Annotated in this window: 25 protein-coding genes; 7 read left to right on the top strand and 18 right to left on the bottom strand. The window is 41.2% G+C overall.

What is annotated here, in order from left to right; all coding sequences use genetic code 11:
- Positions 1 to 31 precede the first annotated feature (31 nt).
- The 10 genes from ACYVIL_RS10775 to rpoE all read right to left on the bottom strand — a co-directional run bounded on the left by ACYVIL_RS10775 (position 32) and on the right by rpoE (position 8,802).
- Positions 32 to 802 (bottom strand): TatD family hydrolase, encoded by a 771-nt coding sequence (locus ACYVIL_RS10775; protein ID WP_460312454.1) that lies wholly within the window; start codon positions 800 to 802, stop codon positions 32 to 34.
- Between the two features lie 16 nt (positions 803 to 818).
- Entirely contained in the window at positions 819 to 1,484 is a 666-nt protein-coding gene (gene pdxH / locus ACYVIL_RS10770; protein WP_460312453.1) for a pyridoxamine 5'-phosphate oxidase, read from the bottom strand.
- Between the two features lie 45 nt (positions 1,485 to 1,529).
- Entirely contained in the window at positions 1,530 to 2,411 is an 882-nt protein-coding gene (gene era, locus ACYVIL_RS10765) for a GTPase Era (RefSeq protein ID WP_460312541.1), read from the bottom strand.
- 23 nt (positions 2,412 to 2,434) lie between these two features.
- A complete protein-coding gene (rnc, locus tag ACYVIL_RS10760; RefSeq protein WP_303470445.1) occupies positions 2,435 to 3,112 on the bottom strand; it encodes a ribonuclease III in 678 nt (225 codons plus the stop codon).
- Complete coding sequence (gene lepB, locus ACYVIL_RS10755) at positions 3,113 to 4,009, bottom strand: signal peptidase I (RefSeq protein ID WP_303470446.1); 897 nt, start codon at positions 4,007 to 4,009, stop codon at positions 3,113 to 3,115.
- On the bottom strand, positions 4,010 to 5,806 hold the full coding sequence (gene lepA / locus ACYVIL_RS10750; protein WP_460312452.1) for a translation elongation factor 4: 1,797 nt from the start codon (positions 5,804 to 5,806) through the stop codon (positions 4,010 to 4,012). It abuts the gene before it with no gap.
- A 264-nt stretch (positions 5,807 to 6,070) separates the two neighbouring features.
- Complete coding sequence (locus ACYVIL_RS10745; protein WP_303470453.1) at positions 6,071 to 6,562, bottom strand: SoxR reducing system RseC family protein; 492 nt, start codon at positions 6,560 to 6,562, stop codon at positions 6,071 to 6,073.
- A 1-nt stretch (position 6,563) separates the two neighbouring features.
- Complete coding sequence (locus ACYVIL_RS10740; protein WP_460312451.1) at positions 6,564 to 7,562, bottom strand: MucB/RseB C-terminal domain-containing protein; 999 nt, start codon at positions 7,560 to 7,562, stop codon at positions 6,564 to 6,566.
- Positions 7,543 to 8,166 (bottom strand): sigma-E factor negative regulatory protein, encoded by a 624-nt coding sequence (locus ACYVIL_RS10735; RefSeq protein WP_303470457.1) that lies wholly within the window; start codon positions 8,164 to 8,166, stop codon positions 7,543 to 7,545. The genes ACYVIL_RS10740 and ACYVIL_RS10735 overlap by 20 nt, the downstream gene beginning before the upstream one ends.
- Positions 8,167 to 8,223: 57 nt before the next feature.
- Positions 8,224 to 8,802, bottom strand: coding sequence for an RNA polymerase sigma factor RpoE (gene rpoE, locus ACYVIL_RS10730; RefSeq protein WP_303470459.1), 579 nt, complete (start codon positions 8,800 to 8,802; stop codon positions 8,224 to 8,226).
- A 183-nt stretch (positions 8,803 to 8,985) separates the two neighbouring features.
- Here rpoE and nadB point away from each other — a divergent pair, with 183 nt between their 5' ends.
- The gene (gene nadB / locus ACYVIL_RS10725) at positions 8,986 to 10,608 is read left to right on the top strand and encodes an L-aspartate oxidase (protein WP_460312450.1); all 1,623 of its coding nucleotides are present in this window, start codon (positions 8,986 to 8,988) and stop codon (positions 10,606 to 10,608) included.
- Positions 10,609 to 10,678: 70 nt separating this feature from the next.
- On the opposite strand, the gene ACYVIL_RS10720 is transcribed toward nadB, so the two are convergent.
- Genes ACYVIL_RS10720 through ACYVIL_RS10710 form a run of 3 tightly spaced genes read right to left on the bottom strand, consistent with a single transcriptional unit; the run spans position 10,679 to position 12,267 of the window.
- Entirely contained in the window at positions 10,679 to 11,518 is an 840-nt protein-coding gene (locus ACYVIL_RS10720; protein ID WP_460312449.1) for a MaoC family dehydratase, read from the bottom strand.
- Positions 11,519 to 11,573: 55 nt separating this feature from the next.
- Positions 11,574 to 11,990 (bottom strand): protein YgfX, encoded by a 417-nt coding sequence (locus ACYVIL_RS10715; protein ID WP_460312448.1) that lies wholly within the window; start codon positions 11,988 to 11,990, stop codon positions 11,574 to 11,576.
- 25 nt (positions 11,991 to 12,015) lie between these two features.
- Positions 12,016 to 12,267, bottom strand: a complete 252-nt coding sequence (locus tag ACYVIL_RS10710) for an FAD assembly factor SdhE (protein WP_303470470.1) — start codon at positions 12,265 to 12,267, stop codon at positions 12,016 to 12,018.
- 192 nt (positions 12,268 to 12,459) lie between these two features.
- On the opposite strand from ACYVIL_RS10710, the gene ygfZ reads away from it, so the two are divergent.
- Together ygfZ and ACYVIL_RS10700 are read left to right on the top strand one after the other, a co-directional pair.
- Positions 12,460 to 13,407 (top strand): tRNA-modifying protein YgfZ, encoded by a 948-nt coding sequence (ygfZ, locus tag ACYVIL_RS10705; protein WP_460312447.1) that lies wholly within the window; start codon positions 12,460 to 12,462, stop codon positions 13,405 to 13,407.
- 44 nt (positions 13,408 to 13,451) lie between these two features.
- On the top strand, positions 13,452 to 13,937 hold the full coding sequence (locus tag ACYVIL_RS10700) for an FKBP-type peptidyl-prolyl cis-trans isomerase (protein ID WP_303470475.1): 486 nt from the start codon (positions 13,452 to 13,454) through the stop codon (positions 13,935 to 13,937).
- Between the two features lie 67 nt (positions 13,938 to 14,004).
- Here the strand turns inward: ACYVIL_RS10700 and ACYVIL_RS10695 are convergent, their stop codons facing one another.
- On the bottom strand, positions 14,005 to 14,343 hold the full coding sequence (locus ACYVIL_RS10695; protein ID WP_303470479.1) for a P-II family nitrogen regulator: 339 nt from the start codon (positions 14,341 to 14,343) through the stop codon (positions 14,005 to 14,007).
- Between the two features lie 213 nt (positions 14,344 to 14,556).
- Entirely contained in the window at positions 14,557 to 15,387 is an 831-nt protein-coding gene (gene nadE, locus ACYVIL_RS10690; protein ID WP_303498944.1) for an ammonia-dependent NAD(+) synthetase, read from the bottom strand.
- A 230-nt stretch (positions 15,388 to 15,617) separates the two neighbouring features.
- On the opposite strand from nadE, the gene ACYVIL_RS10685 reads away from it, so the two are divergent.
- Positions 15,618 to 16,193: a GspH/FimT family pseudopilin gene (locus ACYVIL_RS10685; protein ID WP_303470482.1), complete on the top strand. Its 576-nt coding sequence runs from the start codon at positions 15,618 to 15,620 to the stop codon at positions 16,191 to 16,193.
- A gap of 34 nt (positions 16,194 to 16,227) precedes the next feature.
- Here the strand turns inward: ACYVIL_RS10685 and ACYVIL_RS10680 are convergent, their stop codons facing one another.
- Together ACYVIL_RS10680 and ACYVIL_RS10675 are read right to left on the bottom strand one after the other, a co-directional pair.
- Positions 16,228 to 16,485, bottom strand: coding sequence for a DUF3081 domain-containing protein (locus tag ACYVIL_RS10680; RefSeq protein ID WP_303470483.1), 258 nt, complete (start codon positions 16,483 to 16,485; stop codon positions 16,228 to 16,230).
- Positions 16,486 to 16,579: 94 nt separating this feature from the next.
- On the bottom strand, positions 16,580 to 17,197 hold the full coding sequence (locus tag ACYVIL_RS10675) for a hypothetical protein (RefSeq protein WP_303470485.1): 618 nt from the start codon (positions 17,195 to 17,197) through the stop codon (positions 16,580 to 16,582).
- A gap of 378 nt (positions 17,198 to 17,575) precedes the next feature.
- On the opposite strand from ACYVIL_RS10675, the gene ACYVIL_RS10670 reads away from it, so the two are divergent.
- From ACYVIL_RS10670 to fghA, 3 genes are read left to right on the top strand one after another with little or no spacing between them, the layout of a single operon-like run.
- The gene (locus tag ACYVIL_RS10670) at positions 17,576 to 17,983 is read left to right on the top strand and encodes a hypothetical protein (protein WP_303470488.1); all 408 of its coding nucleotides are present in this window, start codon (positions 17,576 to 17,578) and stop codon (positions 17,981 to 17,983) included.
- Positions 17,984 to 18,022: 39 nt separating this feature from the next.
- Entirely contained in the window at positions 18,023 to 19,141 is a 1,119-nt protein-coding gene (locus tag ACYVIL_RS10665; RefSeq protein WP_303498941.1) for an S-(hydroxymethyl)glutathione dehydrogenase/class III alcohol dehydrogenase, read from the top strand.
- On the top strand, positions 19,141 to 19,995 hold the full coding sequence (gene fghA, locus ACYVIL_RS10660) for an S-formylglutathione hydrolase (RefSeq protein WP_303470493.1): 855 nt from the start codon (positions 19,141 to 19,143) through the stop codon (positions 19,993 to 19,995). Before ACYVIL_RS10665 ends, fghA begins: the two co-directional genes overlap by 1 nt.
- 100 nt (positions 19,996 to 20,095) lie before the next feature.
- Here fghA and ACYVIL_RS10655 read toward each other — a convergent pair whose 3' ends face one another.
- Positions 20,096 to 22,213, bottom strand: a complete 2,118-nt coding sequence (locus tag ACYVIL_RS10655) for a PQQ-dependent sugar dehydrogenase (protein ID WP_303470495.1) — start codon at positions 22,211 to 22,213, stop codon at positions 20,096 to 20,098.
- Positions 22,214 to 22,292 lie beyond the last annotated feature (79 nt).

Here is a 22,292-nt window from a genome sequence, read left to right as displayed (position 1 = left end):
GCAACAAAACAAGTTGGCCAACAACTTTCCCCTAATCCTTTATAGAAAAGAGCTCACAACTGTTAGCCGTGGTATGATTAATTACCTCATCAAGGCTAATCTCCTTAATTTGCGCAATATGCTGGGCTATTTCAGGTAAAAACTCTGGGCTGTTGCGTCTTCCTTGTTTGCCACAAATAGGCATATCTGGAGCATCAGTTTCCAATACCATGGCGTTCAGTGGAATGCGTTTTAGAACATCTCTTGTCTTGCGAGCTCGCGGATATGTGATCACGCCACCAAAACCCAATTTAAACCCCAAATCTAAGTAAGTTTTAGCCTGCTGATAACTACCAGAAAAAGCGTGGATGACTCCAGCTTGTTGAAAGTTTTGGTGTTTTAAGGATTGGATAATAGCATTGTGAGAACGACGATGATGAATAATGACAGGCAGTTTATACTGATTAGCAATATCAAGTTGCTGTGAGAAGAAATCCTGTTGTTTGATTTCGCTTTGCTGATCAGTATCAAAAAAATCGAGACCTATTTCACCAACGGCTCTTACAGATGAATGCTGTTCTAGCAAAGTAATCAGATTATCTAAATGGGCTTGTTCACTTTGCTTGATAAAATAGGGATGTATACCTAATCCATATTCTAACATTGACGTCTTATCACAAAGCTCAATAAGTGACTGCCATTGGCTTGCTTGGGTTCCGGGAATAAGAATTCTTTTTATGCCTAATTCCCAACAACGCTTTAGAATATCCATTCTATCGACGTCAAAGGCTTCAAAGTCTAAATGGCAGTGGCTATCAATCATTGCCGCCATTATTCCATTAGGGCATTAAACGTTGAATTTGCCAATGTTGATACTCCCCACCTTGACTTTGGTTTGAATCTCCTAAGGTATACACAAAGCGATTATGCAGACGATGCTCTCCCCCCTGCCAGAATTCGATTTCATGGGGAACCACTCGATAGCCCCCCCAAAACTTGGGAAGTGGTATTTCACCCGCTGAAAACTTCTTTTTCACTTCATCAAATTTACTCATTAGCATTTGTCGGGTGGAGATGGGTTGGCTTTGTTTAGATGCCCATGCGGCAAGTTGACTTTCTTTTGGTCGAGAAAAAAAGTACTTTGCCACCTCACCAGTACTAAGGGGCTGGGCAACACCACAAATTTTGACTTGGCGCTCCATGAAATGCCATGGGAAATGCAAGGATATTTTTGAATTATGGGCTAATTCGGTTGCTTTTCGGCTGCCTAAATTTGTGTAGAAAACAAAACCGCTATCATCTACGTCTTTGAGTAACACGATACGTTGCGATGGCTGGCCGTCGGGTGAGACTGTGGCGACCGTCATTGCAGTTGGATCTGGTGTTCCAGAATCAATTACCAGTTTAAGCCAATGGTTAAATTGCGTAATCGGGTTTGAATCAAGATCTTCTTCCCGCAGTTCACCCAGATTGTAATTTCTCCGCAAACCATGAATATTGGCCATCCCATTCACCTATTTTATTTAACACAAGCTTAAAAACAGAGGTATTTAATAATTGTTATCACCGTAGCCCAAGCTTCTGAGTGCTCGTTCGTCATCTGCCCAGCCGGATTTAACTTTTACCCATAATTCCAAAAACACTTTATTCTCGAATAAGTTTTCTAGATCTTTGCGTGCCTCAGCGCCAATGGTTTTGAGCCGTTGTCCGCCCTTGCCTATCACCATGCGTTTTTGTGTTTCACGCTCAACTAAAATTAAACCATTAATACGATAAACACCATTTTCGGCAAGCAAGAACTGTTCTATTTCTACGGTCACAGAGTAAGGCAGTTCATCACCGGTAAAACGCATTAGCTTTTCCCGTACGATTTCTGCAGCCATAAATCGACTCGACCGATCTGTGATGTAATCTTCAGGAAAATAAAACTCACTTTCCGGTAAAGTTTCATGCACCATTTCTCGCAATTCATCCACATTACGTCCTAACTTAGCTGAGACAGGCATGATTTTTTCAAAATCATGTTGTTCCTGTAGCCATTGCATATGTGTCATCAATTGAGTTTTATCTTTAACGTTGTCACTTTTATTGATCAACAACCAACAGGGTAATTTGGACTGTTTAACTTTACTCAGAACCATTTGGTCATCGTCAGTCCATTTTGTACCTTCAACTAAGAACAAAACGAGTCCCACTTCCGCCAAAGAGCTAGAAGCAGCGCGATTCATTAACTTGTTAATGGCGCGTTTTTCTTCAACATGTAATCCAGGGGTATCAACAAAAATAGCTTGATGCTGGCCTTCAGTATCAATTCCCATGATGCGATGACGCGTGGTCTGAGGTTTACGAGAAGTAATACTGACTTTTTGCCCTAACAGCTTGTTCAGTAACGTCGATTTACCAACATTGGGGCGGCCAACAATAGCAACCATGCCACAATGTGTTTTTGCCTGTGTCACTTTAACTTCTCCAAAACCTGTTGGGCAGCGTGTTGTTCTGCTTTACGACGAGAACTGCCACGGCCCGCAATTTTTTCAGATAAACCTTCCACAGAACAGGTAACCACAAAAATTTGGTCGTGATCTTTGCCGAGCACTTCAAGCACTTCGTATTCTGGTAAAGGCAACTTGCGACCTTGCAGAAACTCCTGAAGCTGAGTTTTATTATCTTTTGGGTGAGCCGTGGGATCTAAGTCACTAAAGCGAGAATCAAACCAATTCAAAATCAACTGCTTACAGCAATCTAATCCGGATTCTAAATAAATAGCTCCAATAATCGCTTCAACGGCATCAGCAAGTATTGAACTACGTCGATAACCACCACTTTTCAGCTCTCCTGAACCCAGTAGCAAAACATCGCCTAACTCAAATTCTCTACCTACTTCGGCTAAGGTTTCCCCTTTCACCAAAGTCGCTCTCATTCTGGTGAGTTTGCCTTCTGGCTGTTTAGGAAACCGTTTGAATAACTCTTCAGCTACCACCAGCCCTAAAACTGCATCTCCTAGGTATTCCAAACGTTCATTATGAACATTTTTATAACTGCGATGGGTAAGTGCCAAGGTTAGATTATCTGCATCTAAAAATTGGTAACCAAGTCGCTGGTATAACTTTTTATATAATGGGTTTAACGACATTTATTGAATGCCACCAACACGTTCAAAACGCACACCGGTAGGTATCCATGTGGGTAAAATATCTTCAGGAACACGCTCAAATTCAAAACTTATCCAAATGGCAACCGCTTTACCGACTAAGTGGTCATCGGAAACAAATCCCCAAAAACGACCATCTTCGCTGTTGTCACGGTTATCACCCATCACAAAATAGTGCCCTTCTGGCACTACCCACTCACCAATTTTGGTACCAGGTTGTTCATAGTAGCGACTGATATCATCTAGTCTTCTAGGATAAATAAGGATCTCGTGATTCACATCACCCAATTGTTCACTTAACTTGTTAATTTGGTACCCCTGATAGGCGTATTGTCCTAAAAAGTCTCTTTCCACCTTGTATTCCGGTAGACAGCCTTGTCCCGACGGACAAGCAGGTTTGATGTACAGGTCTTTTGAAGAATAACTAATGGTATCGCCGGGTAAACCAACTACGCGCTTAATGTAATCTAACTTAGGGTTTTCTGGATATTTAAAAACCACCACATCACCGCGTTCTGGATCGCCAGTTTCAAAAAACTTAGTGCGAGTGACCGGGTCTTTTAAACCATAAGAAAACTTCTCCACAAGAATGAAATCCCCTACTAATAATGTGGGCATCATTGATCCTGAAGGGATCTGGAAAGGTTCATACAAAAAAGAACGCAACACCAAAACGAACGCAATCACTGGGAAAATTTGCTGAGCAGTGTCGACAATATAAGGAATTGGCAACTCTGTGCCTTCGGGTAACGCATTCCCACCGTTAGCAGCAATCACCTTTTGCCGACGCTTTGGCGCAAACACTTTCGCATCTATCAACCAAATCAAGCCAGAGGCAACAGTTATAAAAACGAGCAATAATGAAAAGTAATTGGCCATTTATTTTCCTACCTTGAGTACGGCTAAAAATGCATCCTGCGGTAACTCAACATTACCCACTTGTTTCATACGTTTTTTACCTTCTTTTTGCTTCTGTAAGAGCTTCTTCTTACGACTCACGTCACCACCGTAACATTTGGCAATAACGTTTTTACGCAATTGTTTTATAGTACTTCTAGCAATTACGTGGTTTCCGATAGCTGCCTGAATGGCAATATCGAACATTTGTCTGGGGATTAATTCCCGAAGTTTTTCAACTAAATCACGACCACGACCTTGAGCGTTATCTTTATGGGTGATAACCGCTAAGGCGTCGACTCGCTCGCCATTAATTAAAATGTCTAATCGCACCATGTCAGCAGCATTAAACTTAATAAAGTTATAATCCAATGAAGCAAAGCCACGGCTGGTTGATTTCAAACGGTCAAAGAAATCCATAACCACTTCAGCCATTGGTAATTCATAGACCACTGCTACCTGCTTACCGTGGTAGGTCATATTGGTTTGTACACCACGTTTTTCGATACACAGAGTAATTACGTTTCCTAAATAGTCTTGGGGCACCAAAATATGCGCTTCAACAATAGGTTCGCGAATTTCTGCGATATCATTCAAAGGAGGTAATTTCGATGGATTATCGACTTTTAGTAATTCACCTTTAGTGGTTTCTACTTCATACACCACTGTAGGTGCGGTAGTAATCAAATCTAAGTCGTACTCTCGTTCCAAACGTTCTTGGATGATTTCCATGTGCAACATGCCTAAGAATCCAATTCGGAATCCAAAGCCTAGGGCAGACGAGCTCTCAGGTTCATAAAATAAAGAAGCATCGTTTAAGGTAAGTTTAGCCAATGCATCACGGAAATCTTCATATTCATCAGAACTGACGGGAAACAATCCAGCGTACACTTGGGGTTTAATTTTTTGAAATCCAGGAAGGGCCGATTCAGCAGGCTCTTTGGCTAAGGTGATGGTATCGCCAACAGGTGCTCCTTGGATATCTTTAATTCCTGCAATAACATACCCCACCTCACCGCTTTTTAGCATACCGGTTTTGGTTTGTTTAGGCGTAAATATGCCCACATTATCTGCTTGATGTACCGCCCCATTAGACATGATTTGTATTTTGTCTTTCGCGTTTAGTGTTCCTTCCATCACTCGAACCAAAGAAACCACACCTTGGTAGTTATCGAACCAAGAATCAACAATTAGGGCTTTTAGGGGCGCATTAGGATCACCTTCGGGAGGCGGCACTTGACGCACTATCACTTCCAGTACATCTTCAATGCCAATTCCGGTTTTTGCAGAACAGCGTACTGCATCTATGGCATCGATACCGACAATATCTTCTATTTCTTCGGCTACACGGTCAGGCTCGGCTTGTGGCAGATCGATTTTATTCAATACTGGAACCACTTCCATATCTAAATCGATGGCGGTGTAACAATTTGCTAAGGTTTGTGCTTCCACTCCTTGTCCGGCATCTACCACTAACAACGCACCTTCACAGGCGGCTAAAGAACGAGAAACTTCGTAGGTAAAATCAACATGCCCTGGCGTGTCGATGAAATTTAATTGATAAGTTTCACCGTCTTTGGCCGTATAATTTAAGGTGACACTTTGGGCTTTTATCGTAATCCCGCGCTCACGCTCAATGTCCATCGAATCCAAGACTTGCTCAGACATTTCACGTTGGGTCAAACCGCCACAATGTTGAATAAGTCGATCTGAAAGAGTCGATTTACCATGATCAATATGGGCTATTATGGAAAAGTTACGAATGTGCTTATGTTGCATAGTTTAAGACTGTTACCTACAGCTAGTGCTCTTGTTATCAAAAGTGAATAAACAGGAACGAATAAAAAATAATTTGGCGGGGATTTTACAGTGTTCTGATGCACATTGCGATAATGTTCTGACGAATACACAGACAATTGATTTTAATACTTCGTTATTAAGGGATTTTTAACACCTTAGAGCGGCTATCGATAACACTAATTCAACGAATACTGCTTTAACAGCGCTTCAAGTTAACTCATTTTAACCGCTTTTGTAGCGAATCTAATATTGGGTCTGCCCTTTGGAATCAGCCAAAACGGGATCTTCTTGCGCGGGTAAAATAGCCAAAAGCTTAGGCTGAAATCGATTTGTATGGGGTTGGTTAGCGTACTTTTTAAGGAATCTAAAAGTAAGAAATGTCGTAATGAAGGCCGCACCGACAATCCAAAGTTCATGTTGCAAGTCCATCAAAGGCAACAAATATTGCCCACTCAAAGCCGTAACTATCATAACCAAAAGTGGTAATAAATACATCATTGCTGAGGCCGTCAGTAGTTGACTTTCTGCTACCCCAAGCTTAACTTTTTGGCCCACTTTTGCAGTGTGATGGCATCTTAAGATCAATTGTTCTTTTTTAGGAGTAAAGGCTTTAGCAACCACCCCGGTACCGCAGTTATCTTGTGCCTGACAACCACCACAAGTGGATTTAATTTCGGTTTCAACCCAAATATGATCCTTATCAACAGCCGTGATGACGCCAATTTCCTCAATCACGTTATTGCACCCGAGTCACTGACGTGGCGATAGAATTAGCGGTATTAGCTGGAATTTTACCAATGACTGTGACCAACACAGCGCCCTGCTTTCTTGAAAAGTAAATATCTGAACCAAAACGCGCAACTATGTCACTTTCTGCTGAAGATGCTGTAGCTTGTTGCATATAAATTGAAATATCTACCAGACCATCACTTAACATTAAATATTCGAGTGAGCCGGCGTTATCGGGTAACTGACGCACGCTATGTTTTACTTGCTTCATTCCTACTGGGATGTAATCAACTTGCCAAAGTTTCTCCGCGTCTTTAGTTGGTACCAATTGAATAACAGCGGGCATGGTCGCACTTTGTAGTTTAGCGAAGTATGGATCCGGCTGTTCGGTTACATTTAATGCTGTAACTTGAATTTGCTCTACTTTTTGACCGTTCAAATCCATCACATTGATTTTTAACGGTAGTCCAGTCTGCTGATCTAACCAAAGGTTATACCCATAACGACTTTTATCTTTGCTTATCATGCGGATTTGCTGAGCCACTTTACCAGAAATGCGGCTCTTACCGATGATGACAAAATCATAGGAACTCAATAAAGACTTAGGTTTTGTAAGGAGTACGTTTGGCATAGGTCCAATGATGTAGCCTGAAGCAAGGCTATAAGGCGCACGATGCGATTCAAAATAGCTGACCTTTTCCCCCATTCGCACCACTTCGCGACCAGGACCATTTAACTGATCGAGCTGTTCCATTTCAATGCCTTCCTCATTAACGCCATGACGCCAAAGGTAAGGCTGAGGATCTGCACCCGGTTTGGTTAGTACATATGAAACTGTGTAGTTGAGATTGGCTTTAGCATCTGCCATTTTATCGAGCCACATTAAAACGTTTGGATCTTGAATTAATCCAACCTGTGCACTCGCCAGTTTGACACAACTAAAAAAGAGTATTGCAGCCCAAAGGTTATTGAGCTGCAGAGAGTATTTATTCAGGAAGATTCTCACGTTCTTGGCTTACTTCTGGTTGATTAGCTTCAGATTTAACTTCATCTACCAAAGCACTTTCGTCTTCCAGATAGCGTTGGCTATCTTTTAATAAGACTTGCTCCATGTGATCGTTGATAAACGCGTTGATACGACGTTGATGATCGCGAACACTTACCGCCGGAGTCACCTGTGTTTGCTCAAGGCTAACTGGTGACAATCCACCTTGGATACCAGGGTATGAAGCTGGAGCGGGATTAAAAACCTGTTGCTCATCTTGATTCAGTTGTTGAACGCCAACCACCACTGCAACGGCAACGGATGCGGCTATAGCCAATTGCCCACCTGAACGAACTAAAGGCACCACATTACTAATCACCGGTAGATCACGCCAAGTGCGTTTAGGCGCTAGAATAGCAGGCTCAGACTCCAATGCAGCCGCAATAGATGCGCTTACATCAAAATCCGCGCTTATTGGCATTTCTTTACGCATGGATTGACGAATAATGTGATAGCGCTGCCACTTCGCAGCCATTTCATCATCATTGAGAATATCAGACACAAAGTTCTCGTCTTGATTCTCACCGTCAACAAATGCGGACAAATTTTCATGCTTATGCGTCATAAAAGGTTCCTGAATTAACGCTTCATTGTTCAACATTTTTTTACAAATGTCATTTATTTATCTTTGTAAGAGCGGATTTAAGACTTTATCTATCGCCTCTCGCGCTCTAAAAATTCTTGAACGGACGGTACCCACTGGGCAATCCATCACATTCGCTATGTCTTCATAGCTCAACCCTTCCAATTCACGTAATGTAATGGCCATACGTAAATCTTCAGGTAGTTTATCTAGTGCATCAAACAACACTTTTTCAAGTTCTTCTGACATCAGACTACGTTCAGGGGAGTTTTGTTCCTTTAACGCGTCACTTCCGTCATAATAATCTGCTTCTTCTGCATCTACATCACTGGCAGGAGGCTTTCTCCCCTGCGAAACTAAATAATTTTTTGCGCTATTAACCGCAATTCTATAAAGCCAAGTGTAAAAAGCACTGTCACCGCGAAAGTTAGGTAAAGCTTTATAAGCCTTAATAAATGCTTCTTGGGTTACATCAGCTACATCACCTGAGTTTTTGACATAGCGTGATACCAAATGCGCGACTTTATGTTGATACTTAGTAACCAACAAACCAAACGCATTTTTATCTCCTCGCTGTACTTTTTCAACAATTTGTTGATCCGTTATCTGCTCGCTCATTCGAGCCATCACTCCTAATATAAATACTACCACGGCTCTCGCAAGCACAAATATAGACTGTACGTTTTGCGAAAAGTTCGATTTAAATTAAATTAATACAAACTTTCTATTAAAAGGCTTATTTTCACAAGCTGTCAATTCTGATAGGGTCTGCAAATTCATTCCAATTGGCTATTATACTATATGAGCTCTACTGTTGAACATCGTTGTGACGTTTTGATTATTGGAAGTGGCGCAGCAGGTCTTTCTTTAGCATTGAAGTTAGCGGACAAATATAACGTAATCGTATTAAGTAAAAGTACTTTATCAGAAGGTTCCACCCGGTACGCTCAAGGTGGAATAGCTGCCGTATTTGACGAGCAAGACTCCATCGAGTCACATGTTAAAGACACCCTTGAGGCCGGAGCAGGACTATGTGAAGAACAAGCCGTTCGCTTCACTGCCGAACAAGCAAAGTCTTGTATGGAATGGTTGATAAATTATGGTGTCCCTTTTGATCAGGAGAAAGATGAGCAAGGTAATTCTCGTTTCCATTTAACCCGAGAAGGCGGCCATAGTCATCGTCGCATTTTACATGCAGCTGATGCCACCGGCTACGCTGTGCAAACCTCTTTGCAAGAAGCCGTTAAGCAAAACCCTAATATTCACCTATTCGAAGGATACAATGCTATTGATTTAGTGCGCCATGAAGCTGCGCCAAATCAGTGTTTAGGGGCCTATGTTTGGAACCGCAAAAGAGAACATGTTGAATTTATCCGCAGTCGTTTTACCGCCCTGGCGACAGGTGGAGCCAGTAAAGTCTATCAATATACCTCTAATCCAGATGTTTCCAGTGGTGATGGTATTGCAATGGCGTGGCGTGCGGGTTGCTCTGTAGCAAATATGGAATTCAATCAATTTCATCCAACCTGTTTATTCCACCCTGAAGCTAAGAACTTTCTGATCACCGAAGCGTTGCGCGGAGAAGGGGCATTTTTATGCCATGAAGATGGCAGTAAATTCATGCACAAATTTGACCCTAGGGGCGACCTAGCACCTAGGGATATTGTTGCACGAGCAATTGATTTTGAAATGAAGCGACTCGGAAAAGACTGCATGTATTTAGACATTAGTCATAAATCAGCAGATTTCATTGTTAAGCATTTTCCTAATATATATCGTAAATGTCGTTACCTTGGAATAGATATTACCCGTCAGCCTATTCCTGTGGTACCTGCAGCCCATTATAGTTGTGGAGGCGTAAAAACCGATTTTAACGCTAAAACAGATTTAGACAATTTATATGCAATAGGTGAAGTTGCTTATACAGGTTTACATGGTGCTAACCGTATGGCCAGTAATTCATTATTGGAATGTGTGGTATTTGCCCATGCTGCAGCCAAAGATATATTGTCAAAAGCAGATAAGCCAGCTTTCGAACAGGTCATTCCGCCTTGGGATGAAAGCCAAGTGGGTGACTCTGACGAGGAAGTAGTCATTCAACATAACTGGCATGAACTGCGCTTATTTATGTGGGATTACGTTGGCATCGTCCGAACCAATAAACGTTTGGAGCGAGCACTGCGCAGAATCGAATTATTACAACAAGAGATTCACGACTATTATGCCAATTTCCGCGTGAGTAACAATTTACTCGAGTTGCGCAACTTAGTCACAGTAGCAGAACTCATCGTGCGCTGTGCTATGAGCCGTAAAGAAAGCCGTGGCCTGCATTATAACCTTGATTACCCAGACACCTTGGATAGCGCTGAAGTGACAGTACTTTGTGGTCGTCGCAGTTCGCCTACCCAGCGGCTTGATACTTAAACAGCTTAAGGGATGAAATAACAGGGGGAGTGTCAAGCTCCCCTTGTTTTAAATTTGACTCAACATGTTATTAAAATCTCATTTGTCCTCTAAAGTGACAAATTCGACTGTCGTCGCTCGTAAGTACCAATTGGGTTTCATTAGGATTGTTTTGGGATTTCCATAAGCAAACCTTAGATGGTAAAAAAACAGGCTTTAAAAAACGAATGTCTACAAAAAAATCGTCAGAAACGTGTTTCTGAAACTCGGACACACTTCTTGCTTTACTCCACATGCCGTGTGCAATAGCAGACTTAAACCCAAAAAGCTTGGCGCTAGCTTGACTCAAGTGAATGGGATTAAGATCACCTGATACTTTGCCATAACGGCGGCCTATGCCGGGCTCGCAATGCCATTTATTGACGAGTTGCTGATCAACATCTAGTTGATAGGGATCTGAACGAGGTTTTCCCGCAAAGGCCGACTTATTAACGGCCAAAAGTTCACTTATCGATTGCCATATGACTTGTTGTCGTTGGTAAAATGTGGTTTTTATTTTAAAACTGATACCTTTTACATGCCGCTCAAAGCCAATAACGCGACTTTCAATCTCTAACTCATCGCAACAATCTAATGATGTAAACGTTTTGATTTGATTGCTTAAGTGAACAATCCCTAGCAAAGCAAACGGAAACTGCTTATTGAGCATTAACTGCATATGTTGCTTAAAAGCATACAAATGCAAAAAACACGGATGTATTCTACTATCTTGTGTTTCTTGCCACTGGACGACTTTATGATATGCCTTGATTTTGGACTCATCGACTCTATTTATTTTTTGTCGAATATTCAGGTCTAAATTGGGCAACAATGCCGAGTCGAAAACAAAGGCATGATTTCGTTTCAGTCCTGCTTTTAAAAAATCCAGCATACATCCCTTCGTCATTTACTTGTTAACATAGAACCCGAGAGCTCTGGTTTGCTGTTTATCTGGTTTCACAACCCAATGATTGTTGTTGGCATCTCAATACAACTCTGCAAAGACGCCTAAAATCTTGCTCAGAAACTTGGTCTTTTGCTAACCAAATAAAACGAGATCGATTGTCGAAGATGTTTTTTTGAAAAAACAAACAGATAAACACCCCACAAATTTTACTTTTATGGCTAAGCTTCCAACACCCTTGTTCTGTTCCTTGTAACCAGTTCACTTCTCCGTCAGCAGTTAAGCTCATTACGTTTGCCGACGGCGTTCGACTGAGCCTGATTAACCAAGTAAGGCCTAACATTACGACCAGCAAGGTACACAAGCATTGCAGTAAAAGTTGACCAGGTATAACCGCCTCTTTCCACAACCAAAAACTGGCGATTAAGAAGCTGATCCAAGTGATTTGCAGACAAATCATTAGACGGCTTTTTGTTATGCTAATCCTATACTTTGACACGACTCAAAATATATTCGACCATTTGCGCAAGCTCGGGATCGTCACATTCTTGATGGCCCATAAACCAAGCAAATAAATCAGGGTCATCACAGGTTAACAAACGTTCAAAAAGCAATTGCTGAGATTCATCTAAATCGTCAAACGCTTCATCAACAAACGGCATAAAAAGGACGTCAAGTTCGAGCATGCCTCGTCGACACGCCCACTTCAATCTAGACAATCTTTTTTTATCAAACATCCTGGCTCCAGGTAAAATTTAAAACATAATGGGAAAACTATTCCCTCAATCAAATCTTGAGAAATCAGCTTTTGCTAATTGTATTCTGATTATCCTAAAAAATCTCAGACAAATTCACGATACACTTGCATCTGAGTCGCAAAACCCCATTATAGTGGTCATGATAGATAGATTAACAAGGTATTAGCGAATATGCAGTCTAGTTTTTCAGCGCCTGACAGTTTTTACGGTGAACTAACCAACCTAGGGATTATTTCCGTTGAAGGTGAAGAAGCAGTTAGTTATCTGCAAGGTAAAGTCACCAATGACATGGATTCATTGCAAAAAGAAAAGGTACAACTTGGTTGTCATTGTGATTTTAAAGGTAAAACCTGGAATATTTTTCATGCTATAAAGACCGCGCAAGGGGTAGATTTATTGTGTCATCGTGAAAGTATTCCAGCATCTTTAGGTGAACTTAAAAAATACGGTGTATTTTCTAAAGTTGAGTTCAATGATATTACAGCTGACTGGCAATATTTTGCAGCAAGTGGCGCTCAGGCAGAACAAGTATTAGAAGAACTGTTTGGCGAGCTACCAGGTGAACACTTAGCCATAATCGAAAACCAAAACGCGAAGGTTATCCGTTTCGATGTGCCACTCACTCGTTATTTAGTGCTAGCCAAAGATTCCGTTGCACAACAATTAAATCAACAGCTAAGCCCATCAAACATGGCACAGCAGTATTGGGAAGCAGCCGACATACTGAGCGGCTTAGCAAATATTCAAGCCGCCACATCAGAGCAATTTGTACCGCAAATGATGAATTTACAAGCGCTTCAGGCCATCAGTTTTGAAAAAGGTTGTTACATGGGCCAAGAAGTCGTTGCCCGTACCAAGTATTTAGGTAAAAACAAAAGAGCCGCTTTTATACTAAAATCGGATGATAGCAGTCCTCGACTTGCAGGCGACATTTTAGAGGCTAAAATGGGTGATAATTGGCGACGGGGTGGTACAGTATTACGCAGTGCTTCGCTAGAGCAAGGTACGTGCTTGTTGGCGATTTTGCCAAATGATACAAGTAATGAGCAAATATTGAGATCTAAAGAGAATCCAACGCAACTATTTACAGTAGAGCCTCTGCCCTACGACCTAGATTAATTAAATCGGTTTAACCGACCAAACAATATAGAGAATACCCTTATATGCTAATTTCTGAAAATGCCATTGTGACAATGCACTTTACCGTGAAGACTCAAGATGGAACCCAAATTGATTCATCACGTGATGGTGAGCCTATGATTTACATGCAAGGTAGTCAATACCTCATAAAAGGCTTAGAAGATGCCTTAGAAGGACGTCAAAAAGGAGACAAATTTGCTCTCGACGTACCTCCTGAATTGGCCTATGGCGAGCGTCACGATGAACTCGTTCAAATGGTTCCCAAAACCATGTTCGAAGGCATGGAAGTTGAAGTTGGCATGACCTTTAGAGCCACAACCGACAATGGTGAACAATCTGTTATGGTGATTGATGAAACCGATGATGAAGTGGTGATTGATGGCAACCACCCGCTTTCTGGTGTGCCTCTGAACTTTGACGTAGAAATTTTAGAAGTAAGAGAAGCGACTGAAGATGAAATTGCCCATGGTCACCCCCATGCTGAAGGTGGTTGCGGACATCACCATTAAAAACGAATCATTGACTTAGAAGACGAAATTCAACCATATAGGTTGAGTTTCGGTCTTCCTAAGAATATTAAACTGCTTCTTCATTTTCTTCCCCTGTTCGAATGCGGATCGCTCTGTCGATTGTAGAAACGAAAATCTTCCCATCACCAATTTTGCCTGTACGCGCTTTGTCCATAATGACTTCAATTGCACGCTCGACCATATCATCAGGAATAATAATTTCTATTTTATGTTTGGGTAAAAAGCCAATGTGATACTCTGCACCACGATATAATTCTGAGTGACCTTTTTGTCGACCAAAGCCTTTGACTTCGGTAACGGTCATACCTGAAATCCCTATGCTAGAAAGTGCTGCTCGCACATCTTCCATTTTGAAAGGTTTGATAATGGCTTCAACTTTTTTCATCAGACGTCCTTAGGATCCTACTACCAGCATGGGAATTTTAGCGTAATCGGATGGGCAATTTGGCTAACCGCTAATTCGCCCCTCAGTTTACATTTAATTTACATCAGGTTAATAAAATATACCATCAGCAATTACGCAAGCAGCAAAAAATCGTCCAGCTCTATGAAAAAAAACTGGATAATGTATCGCACTTTAGAGGAGCACTGTTTTTAATCAATCATAAAGCGTGGGAATAGGCACTCTTTTATGTTGTGTTTTAGTGAATATTTCGATTAATTTAAGTTCCACGTCTTGTGAAACTTCTTTACCTTCTAGGAAGTCATCAATCTGATCATAGGTCATACCCAATGCTTGCTCATCCGCCTTTTGCGGAGACAGGGTTTCTAGATCAGCTGTTGGGGCTTTATTAACGATTTTATCCGGGGCTCCGAGATGGGTAGCAATTTGTCTAACTTGACGCTTATTTAAGCCAAATAAAGGAACTAAATCACAGGCTCCATCGCCATATTTGGTGTAAAATCCAGTAATATTTTCTGCTGAATGATCTGTACCTAAGACAAGACCATCCATCATCCCAGCAATCTCATATTGAACGACCATACGTGAGCGTGCCTTAACGTTTCCTTTCACAAAATCTTGCTTATGGGCATCGTCAGGTAATAAACCCGCTTCTGCTAACGAACCGCATGTTTGGTCATGAATTGCATCTGCACCAGGTTGAATATTCACACTAACAGCATGACTTGGCTGTATAAAATCAATACTTATTTGTGCATCCTCTTCGTCAGCCTGAACACTGTATGGTAAGCGAACGGCGACAAACTGATATCCACCATTAGACTGTTTATTTAATCCATCAACAGCCAATTGGGCCAACCGCCCCAAAGTGCAAGAGTCAACCCCTCCACTGATCCCCAACACCAACGTTTTCATTCCTGAAAGCGTAAGTTGGTTCTGAATAAATGCGACTCGTCTTTCAACTTCTTTTTGTGGATTAATTTCAGGAAGTACGTGCATTTCTTCTAAAATGGCTTTTTTGTGCATCTCAGTTCTCGTTTCTATGTTGTAAGGCTGGATATGACGTTCAGTTGATGAACGACTAAACTTAGTTAGGCAATAGGTTTCGAAATAAACATACTGCCTTTCAAAATTAAAATATTCTCAGATACTTTGATGTGTAATTGTATACCTAAAAGTCATTTAAATACGTTATTGTATTGTCCAATCACGTAATTTTTAGTTCTGTCAGTAAGCTAATAACCTTTGGAGTATCTTTGAAAAGCGTAAACATCTCTTTGATGTCCAATACTTTACAAAAAGGCGTCACACTTGTCGAATTAATGATAGGTCTGGCAATAGTTGCCATAGTTTTAACCATATCCGTTCCCGCCGCCCAAGGGATCATCATTAAAAACCGTATTGTATCAGAAGTAAATGAAATCAGCGGTGTCATTCAATTTGCTCGGGCTAACGCGGTGGATGAGCAACTGACCACAATTGTCTGCCCCACCGCTGACTTTTCAACCTGTTCGACCAATTGGAATCAGGTTAAAATGGTGTTTGGTGATGAAGATGGTAATGGCTCAAGAGGAGATGATGAAGATATTTTGGCGGCTACAGCATTACTTTCTGATAACAATTATGTGACAGGTCCTGCGCAAGCCATTCAATTTAACCCCAACGGCTCGGCAAATACTCAGTCTACTCTACTTATTTGTCATAAAAATAAGGAGGCCACCTACGCTCGGCAACTTACGGTTACGCCTCAAGGAAGGGTCAAAATGAGTCAAGATACAGATAAAAACGGGGTCCATGAAAACATCTCTGGTGGAGCACTAAGTTGCAGTTAAACACAACTCTCCTGAGGCCCTAATCCATTTTTCCTTATTCAATTTGGCTGATGGCTTTTAGTTTTTTTTCAAACTGTTCTAAGTGTTCAGCTTTTTCATAGTCAAAATGATATTGGTTATGAAAACCAAATCGTAAACTAACCAATGCATCTTCTAAAAAAACGGTATAGCCATCAAGATCAGTATAAGCTTTGACCCCCTGAAATAGATGCCCACCTTCAACAGCCTCCCCTTTTTCGCGGATTTTTTCGAAGACATTTAAAATAAAACGACTGTCTAATTCATTTTTCATATAAACCTCCATTCACGGCGAATATGCTTAAAAATAATCGAAATTGCATCAGCACAACTTTGCACCTGCTGGATTATAATGAGTAAATTTAAAATTAATTAAAATTATATCGTAAGCCGATATAAGCCCCATTGTGTTCAAATCCCTGTTCGCCGCGTATATGTTCAACTTCTGTGCGGAGTAACAAGTTAACCCCAAGATAAAAATCAAAGCCAATACCAATTTGTCCTGCAGCGACACCTTCATCAAACTCGCACAAAGTTAAACTTTCGCCACTATCTAAATTAAATGGGGCTGGGGTGCCAAATTCACAACCCTCCCCTGAAGATAGATTTTGCCCTTCAACATCTACGTTTAATATTCCCAGTCGATAATATAGTTCACCGTAATTGCTAGTGGCCTTACCTAACACCGAAATCCCCAATGCATCAGCTTTAAGTCCGAAATCGGTTGCGCTTAAGCCTTCAATTGTAGTGGGAAGCTGCTCAACCAGTGATTGATTGGCAAGTTGATGATAACCAAATTCTGCATACCATTTTTCAGCGAATTGGTAGCCTACCGCCAATTTGTAACTTGTTTTACTGGCACTAGTGGATTCTAGACTAGTTTTGGCATATCCAAGGGTCGTTACACCATACATATTGTCTGTAGCAACAGCATGACCGCTTAGAATGAATGAAGTGGCAATAAATAGACAACGAGAGAGTTTCACACATAATCCTTCAAAATGAGCTAAAAACACAGTGATACTGTATAAGTTTAAATAGCCTTAGTAAGAAAAAAACTAAGCCTATTAGGCATTTTATATTAACCCAATTTATCCAGGATGTGCTTATTTTTTCTAGTAAAATTAAATTCAAACGACTTTTAATAAAGCATATAAACAACCTAAAATTTAAGCTTAAGATAGCGTCCGTAATGAGTGGATAGCGATTATCTTGTTATGACTTGTATAATAGAGCCACACGCCATTTTGATTTCACCCTATTGTTTAAGCTATATTTTGCGAGTGCTATGCCTATTAGCGGTGTTCAAGCATATAGACCACTAAAATAGTGAAGTACGATTGTTAATTGACTGGTTCATACTTTTGAAAATACCTATATCACCATTTTTAACCATAGCGATTATCGTTTTCGTTTGCTTATCAGGCTGCGTTTCAAATAAAGATACACAGCTACAAATTCGACATGTGTTTGACAAGCAAATTACATCATCACAGTCTGGCTTCGAATTTGTACTAGTTTGGTATTTACCGCCGGCAGAGCTGGTGCGCGGTAAACAAAACAATTTGTATATGAATACTAGGTTGAGATCTACGAGTGCAGAAGCCTCACGTTTCTCCCTCGATAATGAAACACGACTAAGATTAGAAGATATTGCAATTCAGCGATTAGAAAACGAACTTGAATCTAATCGAATGTGCCCACATGGATATAAAATTGATCAAATTAAATGGCTTGAACGTTCTATCGGCTTTATTGGAAAATGCCAATAAGTCTAGATAAATCAGATAGTCGTAACATAGGAATGAAATATGGAAACCATTAAGACGCGCGCTGCAGTCGCTTGGGAAGCTGGAAAACCACTCAGCATCGAAGAAGTTGATCTAATGCCACCACAAAAAGGCGAAGTATTAGTAAAGATAGTGGCAACGGGTGTTTGTCATACCGATGCATATACACTGTCGGGTGATGATCCTGAGGGACTTTTCCCAGCGATTCTAGGCCATGAAGGTGCGGGAATTGTAGAAGCTGTTGGCGAAGGAGTGACTTTGGTAGAAGTTGGCGATCACGTGATTCCTTTGTATACGGCTGAGTGCGGAAAATGCAAATATTGTCTATCGGGTAAAACTAATTTATGTCAGGCTATTCGTGCCACCCAAGGCCAAGGTTTAATGCCAGATGGTACTACTCGTTTTTCTAAAGATGGCAAACCAATTTATCATTATATGGGCACCTCCACTTTTGCCGAACATACCGTTGTACCGGAAATTGCACTAGCAAAAATCCCCAAAGAAGCCCCCCTTGAAAAAGTATGTTTGTTAGGTTGTGGTGTGACTACAGGCATGGGCGCGGTAACCAATGCTGCCAAAGTCCAAGAAGGTGACACAGTTGCCGTATTTGGTCTAGGCGGAATCGGTTTGTCTGTACTTATTGGTGCTAGAATGGCCAAGGCCGGTCGCATTATTGCCATTGATATCAATGAAGATAAATTTGAAATCGCCAAACAACTGGGAGCAACAGATGTTATCAATCCCAAAGATTATGATAAGCCAATTCAAGAAGTCATTGTAGATATGACCGAAGGTGGTGTGGACTACTCATTCGAGTGCATTGGCAACGTCAATGTTATGCGCTCAGCTCTTGAATGTTGCCACAAAGGTTGGGGAGAATCAGTGATAATCGGTGTCGCGGGTGCAGGCCAAGAAATTTCAACCCGCCCCTTCCAGCTTGTGACTGGCAGGGTTTGGCGAGGGACTGCGTTTGGGGGAGTCAAAGGTCGTAGCCAATTACCTGATTATGTACAAAGGTATATGGACGGAGAGTTTGAACTCGATACATTCATCACCCATACAATGGGATTGGAAGACATCAATAAAGCCTTTGATTTGATGCATGAAGGTAAGTCTATTCGTTCGGTAGTGCATTACTAATGTCTGCCTTAGAACTGGTCTCATCAGTAAAGAGTTTTGGCGGTCATCAGCAGCGCTTTAAGCACCAGTCAAAAGTGCTTAATTGCGAAATGAACTTGAGTGTATTTGTACCGCCACAAGTTGAACAGAACAAACCCCTACCGGTTTTATATTGGTTAAGTGGGCTTACTTGCACAGATGAAAACTTCGTCACTAAAGCAGGCGCGGCAAGAGTTGCAGCAGAGCTTGGCTTAATTGTAGTGTGCCCAGATACCAGCCCTCGGGGTGAAAAGGTTGCTGATGACCAAGCTTATGATTTAGGACAGGGCGCGGGATTTTATGTAAATGCGACTCAGCCACCATGGAACACCCATTACCATATGTACGATTACATTGTTGATGAGTTACCTGACTGCATAAATCAAACCTTTAATTGCATACCCAAAGTGGCCCTTGCGGGTCACTCGATGGGTGGCCACGGCGCACTTACTCTAGGCTTGTCGAATATACAGAAATACACCTCTATTTCTGCATTTGCCCCCATTGTAAACCCGTTGGATTGTCCATGGGGCAAAAAAGCATTTCAGGCTTATTTAGGAGATGACGTCACTGAATGGGAGCAATATGACGCGTGCAAATTACTCCAGCAACAAGGACAATTTTTGCAAGTTCCCATACTCATCGATCAAGGTTTAGATGATGATTTTTATCAAAGTCAAAAATTAACTAAGCCATTTGATGAGTTAGCACAAACATTAAATTACCCAGCTATCGTTAATTATCATCCTGGTTATGATCATAGCTACTTTTTTATCGCCAGCTTTATTGAAGAGCATTTACGTTTCCACCATAAATTTTTGACCGCGACAGACTAGTCAAAAAAGCACCATTACACTCAATTTGTTATTGCGTCTGTTATCAATAAAAATCCCCTGCAAAACAGGGGATTTTTGTTTGTATCAAGTTCGTCTATTTTTAATGGTGGTGGTGCTGATCTGGCAAGGATTCTAAATACGTTACCAGATGATCAATTTCTTTTGGTTTTAAGAATCCCCCCCAAGGTGGCATCAGCGGACTTTTACCCACCGCAGCTCCCCCTTCCACTATGATAGATTTAATCGCTGAAGTATCAGTATTATGATGATACAAAGGTGATGTAAAATCTGGCATTGGAACACCTAGCAGCGCTGCATCAGGCCCTTTCCCGTCCCCATTAACACCGTGACAACGAGCACAGTTAACCGCAAAAAGACCTGCGGTGGCATCTTGGTCATAATCTTCAGGTGTATTGTCTACCTCTTCTCTGAAAACGTTAGCTTGATCAGCATGGACCAATTGCAATACCTCTCCACTAGGTTCAGATGCTGCACCTAAGGTTGTGATCAGAATTTCGCCACCGCTTAATTGCACCACAGAACTGATCCCTCGCTGCGCATATTGATTGGCTCTGGCTATCAATTCGACGCTTTCAACCTGGGCTTTATCAGAGTCCATTACAAATACTTTCGCCGAATAATTATCCGCAAACACATATTTATCTTTTAATTCCGGATACATATCAGAGCGATTTACTATTCCGCCTATCACTGCTCTGTCGTAGGCATTGTGTTCATATGTATAAACAGGGCCTTGCTGGGGAATATCCAGCGTTTCCCAAGCATCTACTCCACTTTCACTGCGCCCTTCTATGACTGGGAATTGATAGTGTTTTCCGGCTTCAATTTTATTTACTTCTTCCCAAATAGTCGAACCCACATCACCTAACCACAAATCGTTAGTTAAAGAGTCGAATTTAAATCGAAATGGATTGCGTAACCCCAAGGCATAATACTCATTACGTATGTTCTCATTATCCAGAAACGGATTGTCTTTAGGGATGAAATAATTTTGAACTACGCCGTATTCCATTGGCTTGCTGATTGGCACGCTTTTTTGCGGATCCATATCCACATCAATACGTAAAATTCCAGACCGTAACACTTCTGAAGACGTTTTTGCCTCGGGTGGATGAACACCTTCACCTAAACCAATATAAAGAAAACCATCAGCTCCAAACTCCAATGCGCCACCATTGTGGAAGCCTGAATCATTGCGAATTAGATCAAATAATACTGTTTCTGAGGCAGTATTAACGAGGGTATCTTGTGACGTTATTGCAAATCGAGAAATTCGATTATGTTGGATCTTTTCTTTACGTGTATCGGTGTAATAAAGATACAAATAAGGCTTAGGTTCGTTAACATTGGCAAAGTCTGGATGAAAATCGAAACCTATAGCACCATTTTCCATTTCCACTTCCCCCATCAGCGCCGAAACATCCACCACAATTTCAGCATTATCAGATGTTTGAGGAGAAACTCTTTTAATTTTACCGCCTCTTTCTAATACGTAAACCGTACCGTCATTTTCTGGTCCTTCGCGGACTAAAACAGGCTGTGCAAATTTAAGCTTGGGTAAGTAGTTTTTGAACCCCCAATCAGATGTTTCAACAGGATTGAACCAAATACGGACCTGGGTAATAGCATTGGCAATGTCACGATCGGAAGTAAACGCTTTTCCCATCGCTAGTGGAACCAAAAAGTATATTAACGCTAAAATGCCGGTCACACTGAACACACGTTTAAACGTAGCGGCAACCCCATTTCCCAAACTACTTAAAAAAGCCCCATTGAATAGCAAGCTATGGATCAGTATGAATGCAACAAAGTAAAATACAGTTGCAAACAAACCAATAGCGGCTATTAATTGCGGATCGTAATTGATGGTGGTAGCCAGAAACAAATATAAGGATGCCGTTGTGTAAGCATACAGAAACCAAATATACTCATTAGCAAATCGTTTAGGGCTAGAAAATGCACTACTACCATTTCGCCAATACGCAAGACCTATCTGAATTCCATAGGTGATCACAAAGATTTTGACTATTTGCAGCATGTCTGCGTGACTCACGTAAACATCAGGCAGATGTAAAATGCTATCTGGTATTATTTCAAAGTGTTTGGTAAAGCTGAAACTAAGCGACACCGTTAAAGCAACTAAAATAAGCTGAACAAGTACGCTTAAGATAAAGTATTGACGACTAGTGTTTGACACATTCAATCCTATAAAATGTTTAAATCTAAAAGGCTTTTTAGCAGATAGTGAGCTTACACCTGCAACTTAACAATGTTAA

The organism is Aliiglaciecola aliphaticivorans, from assembly GCF_054782055.1.
Note: the sequence above shows the minus strand (reverse complement) of the source record. Positions and strands in the feature narration are given on the sequence as shown.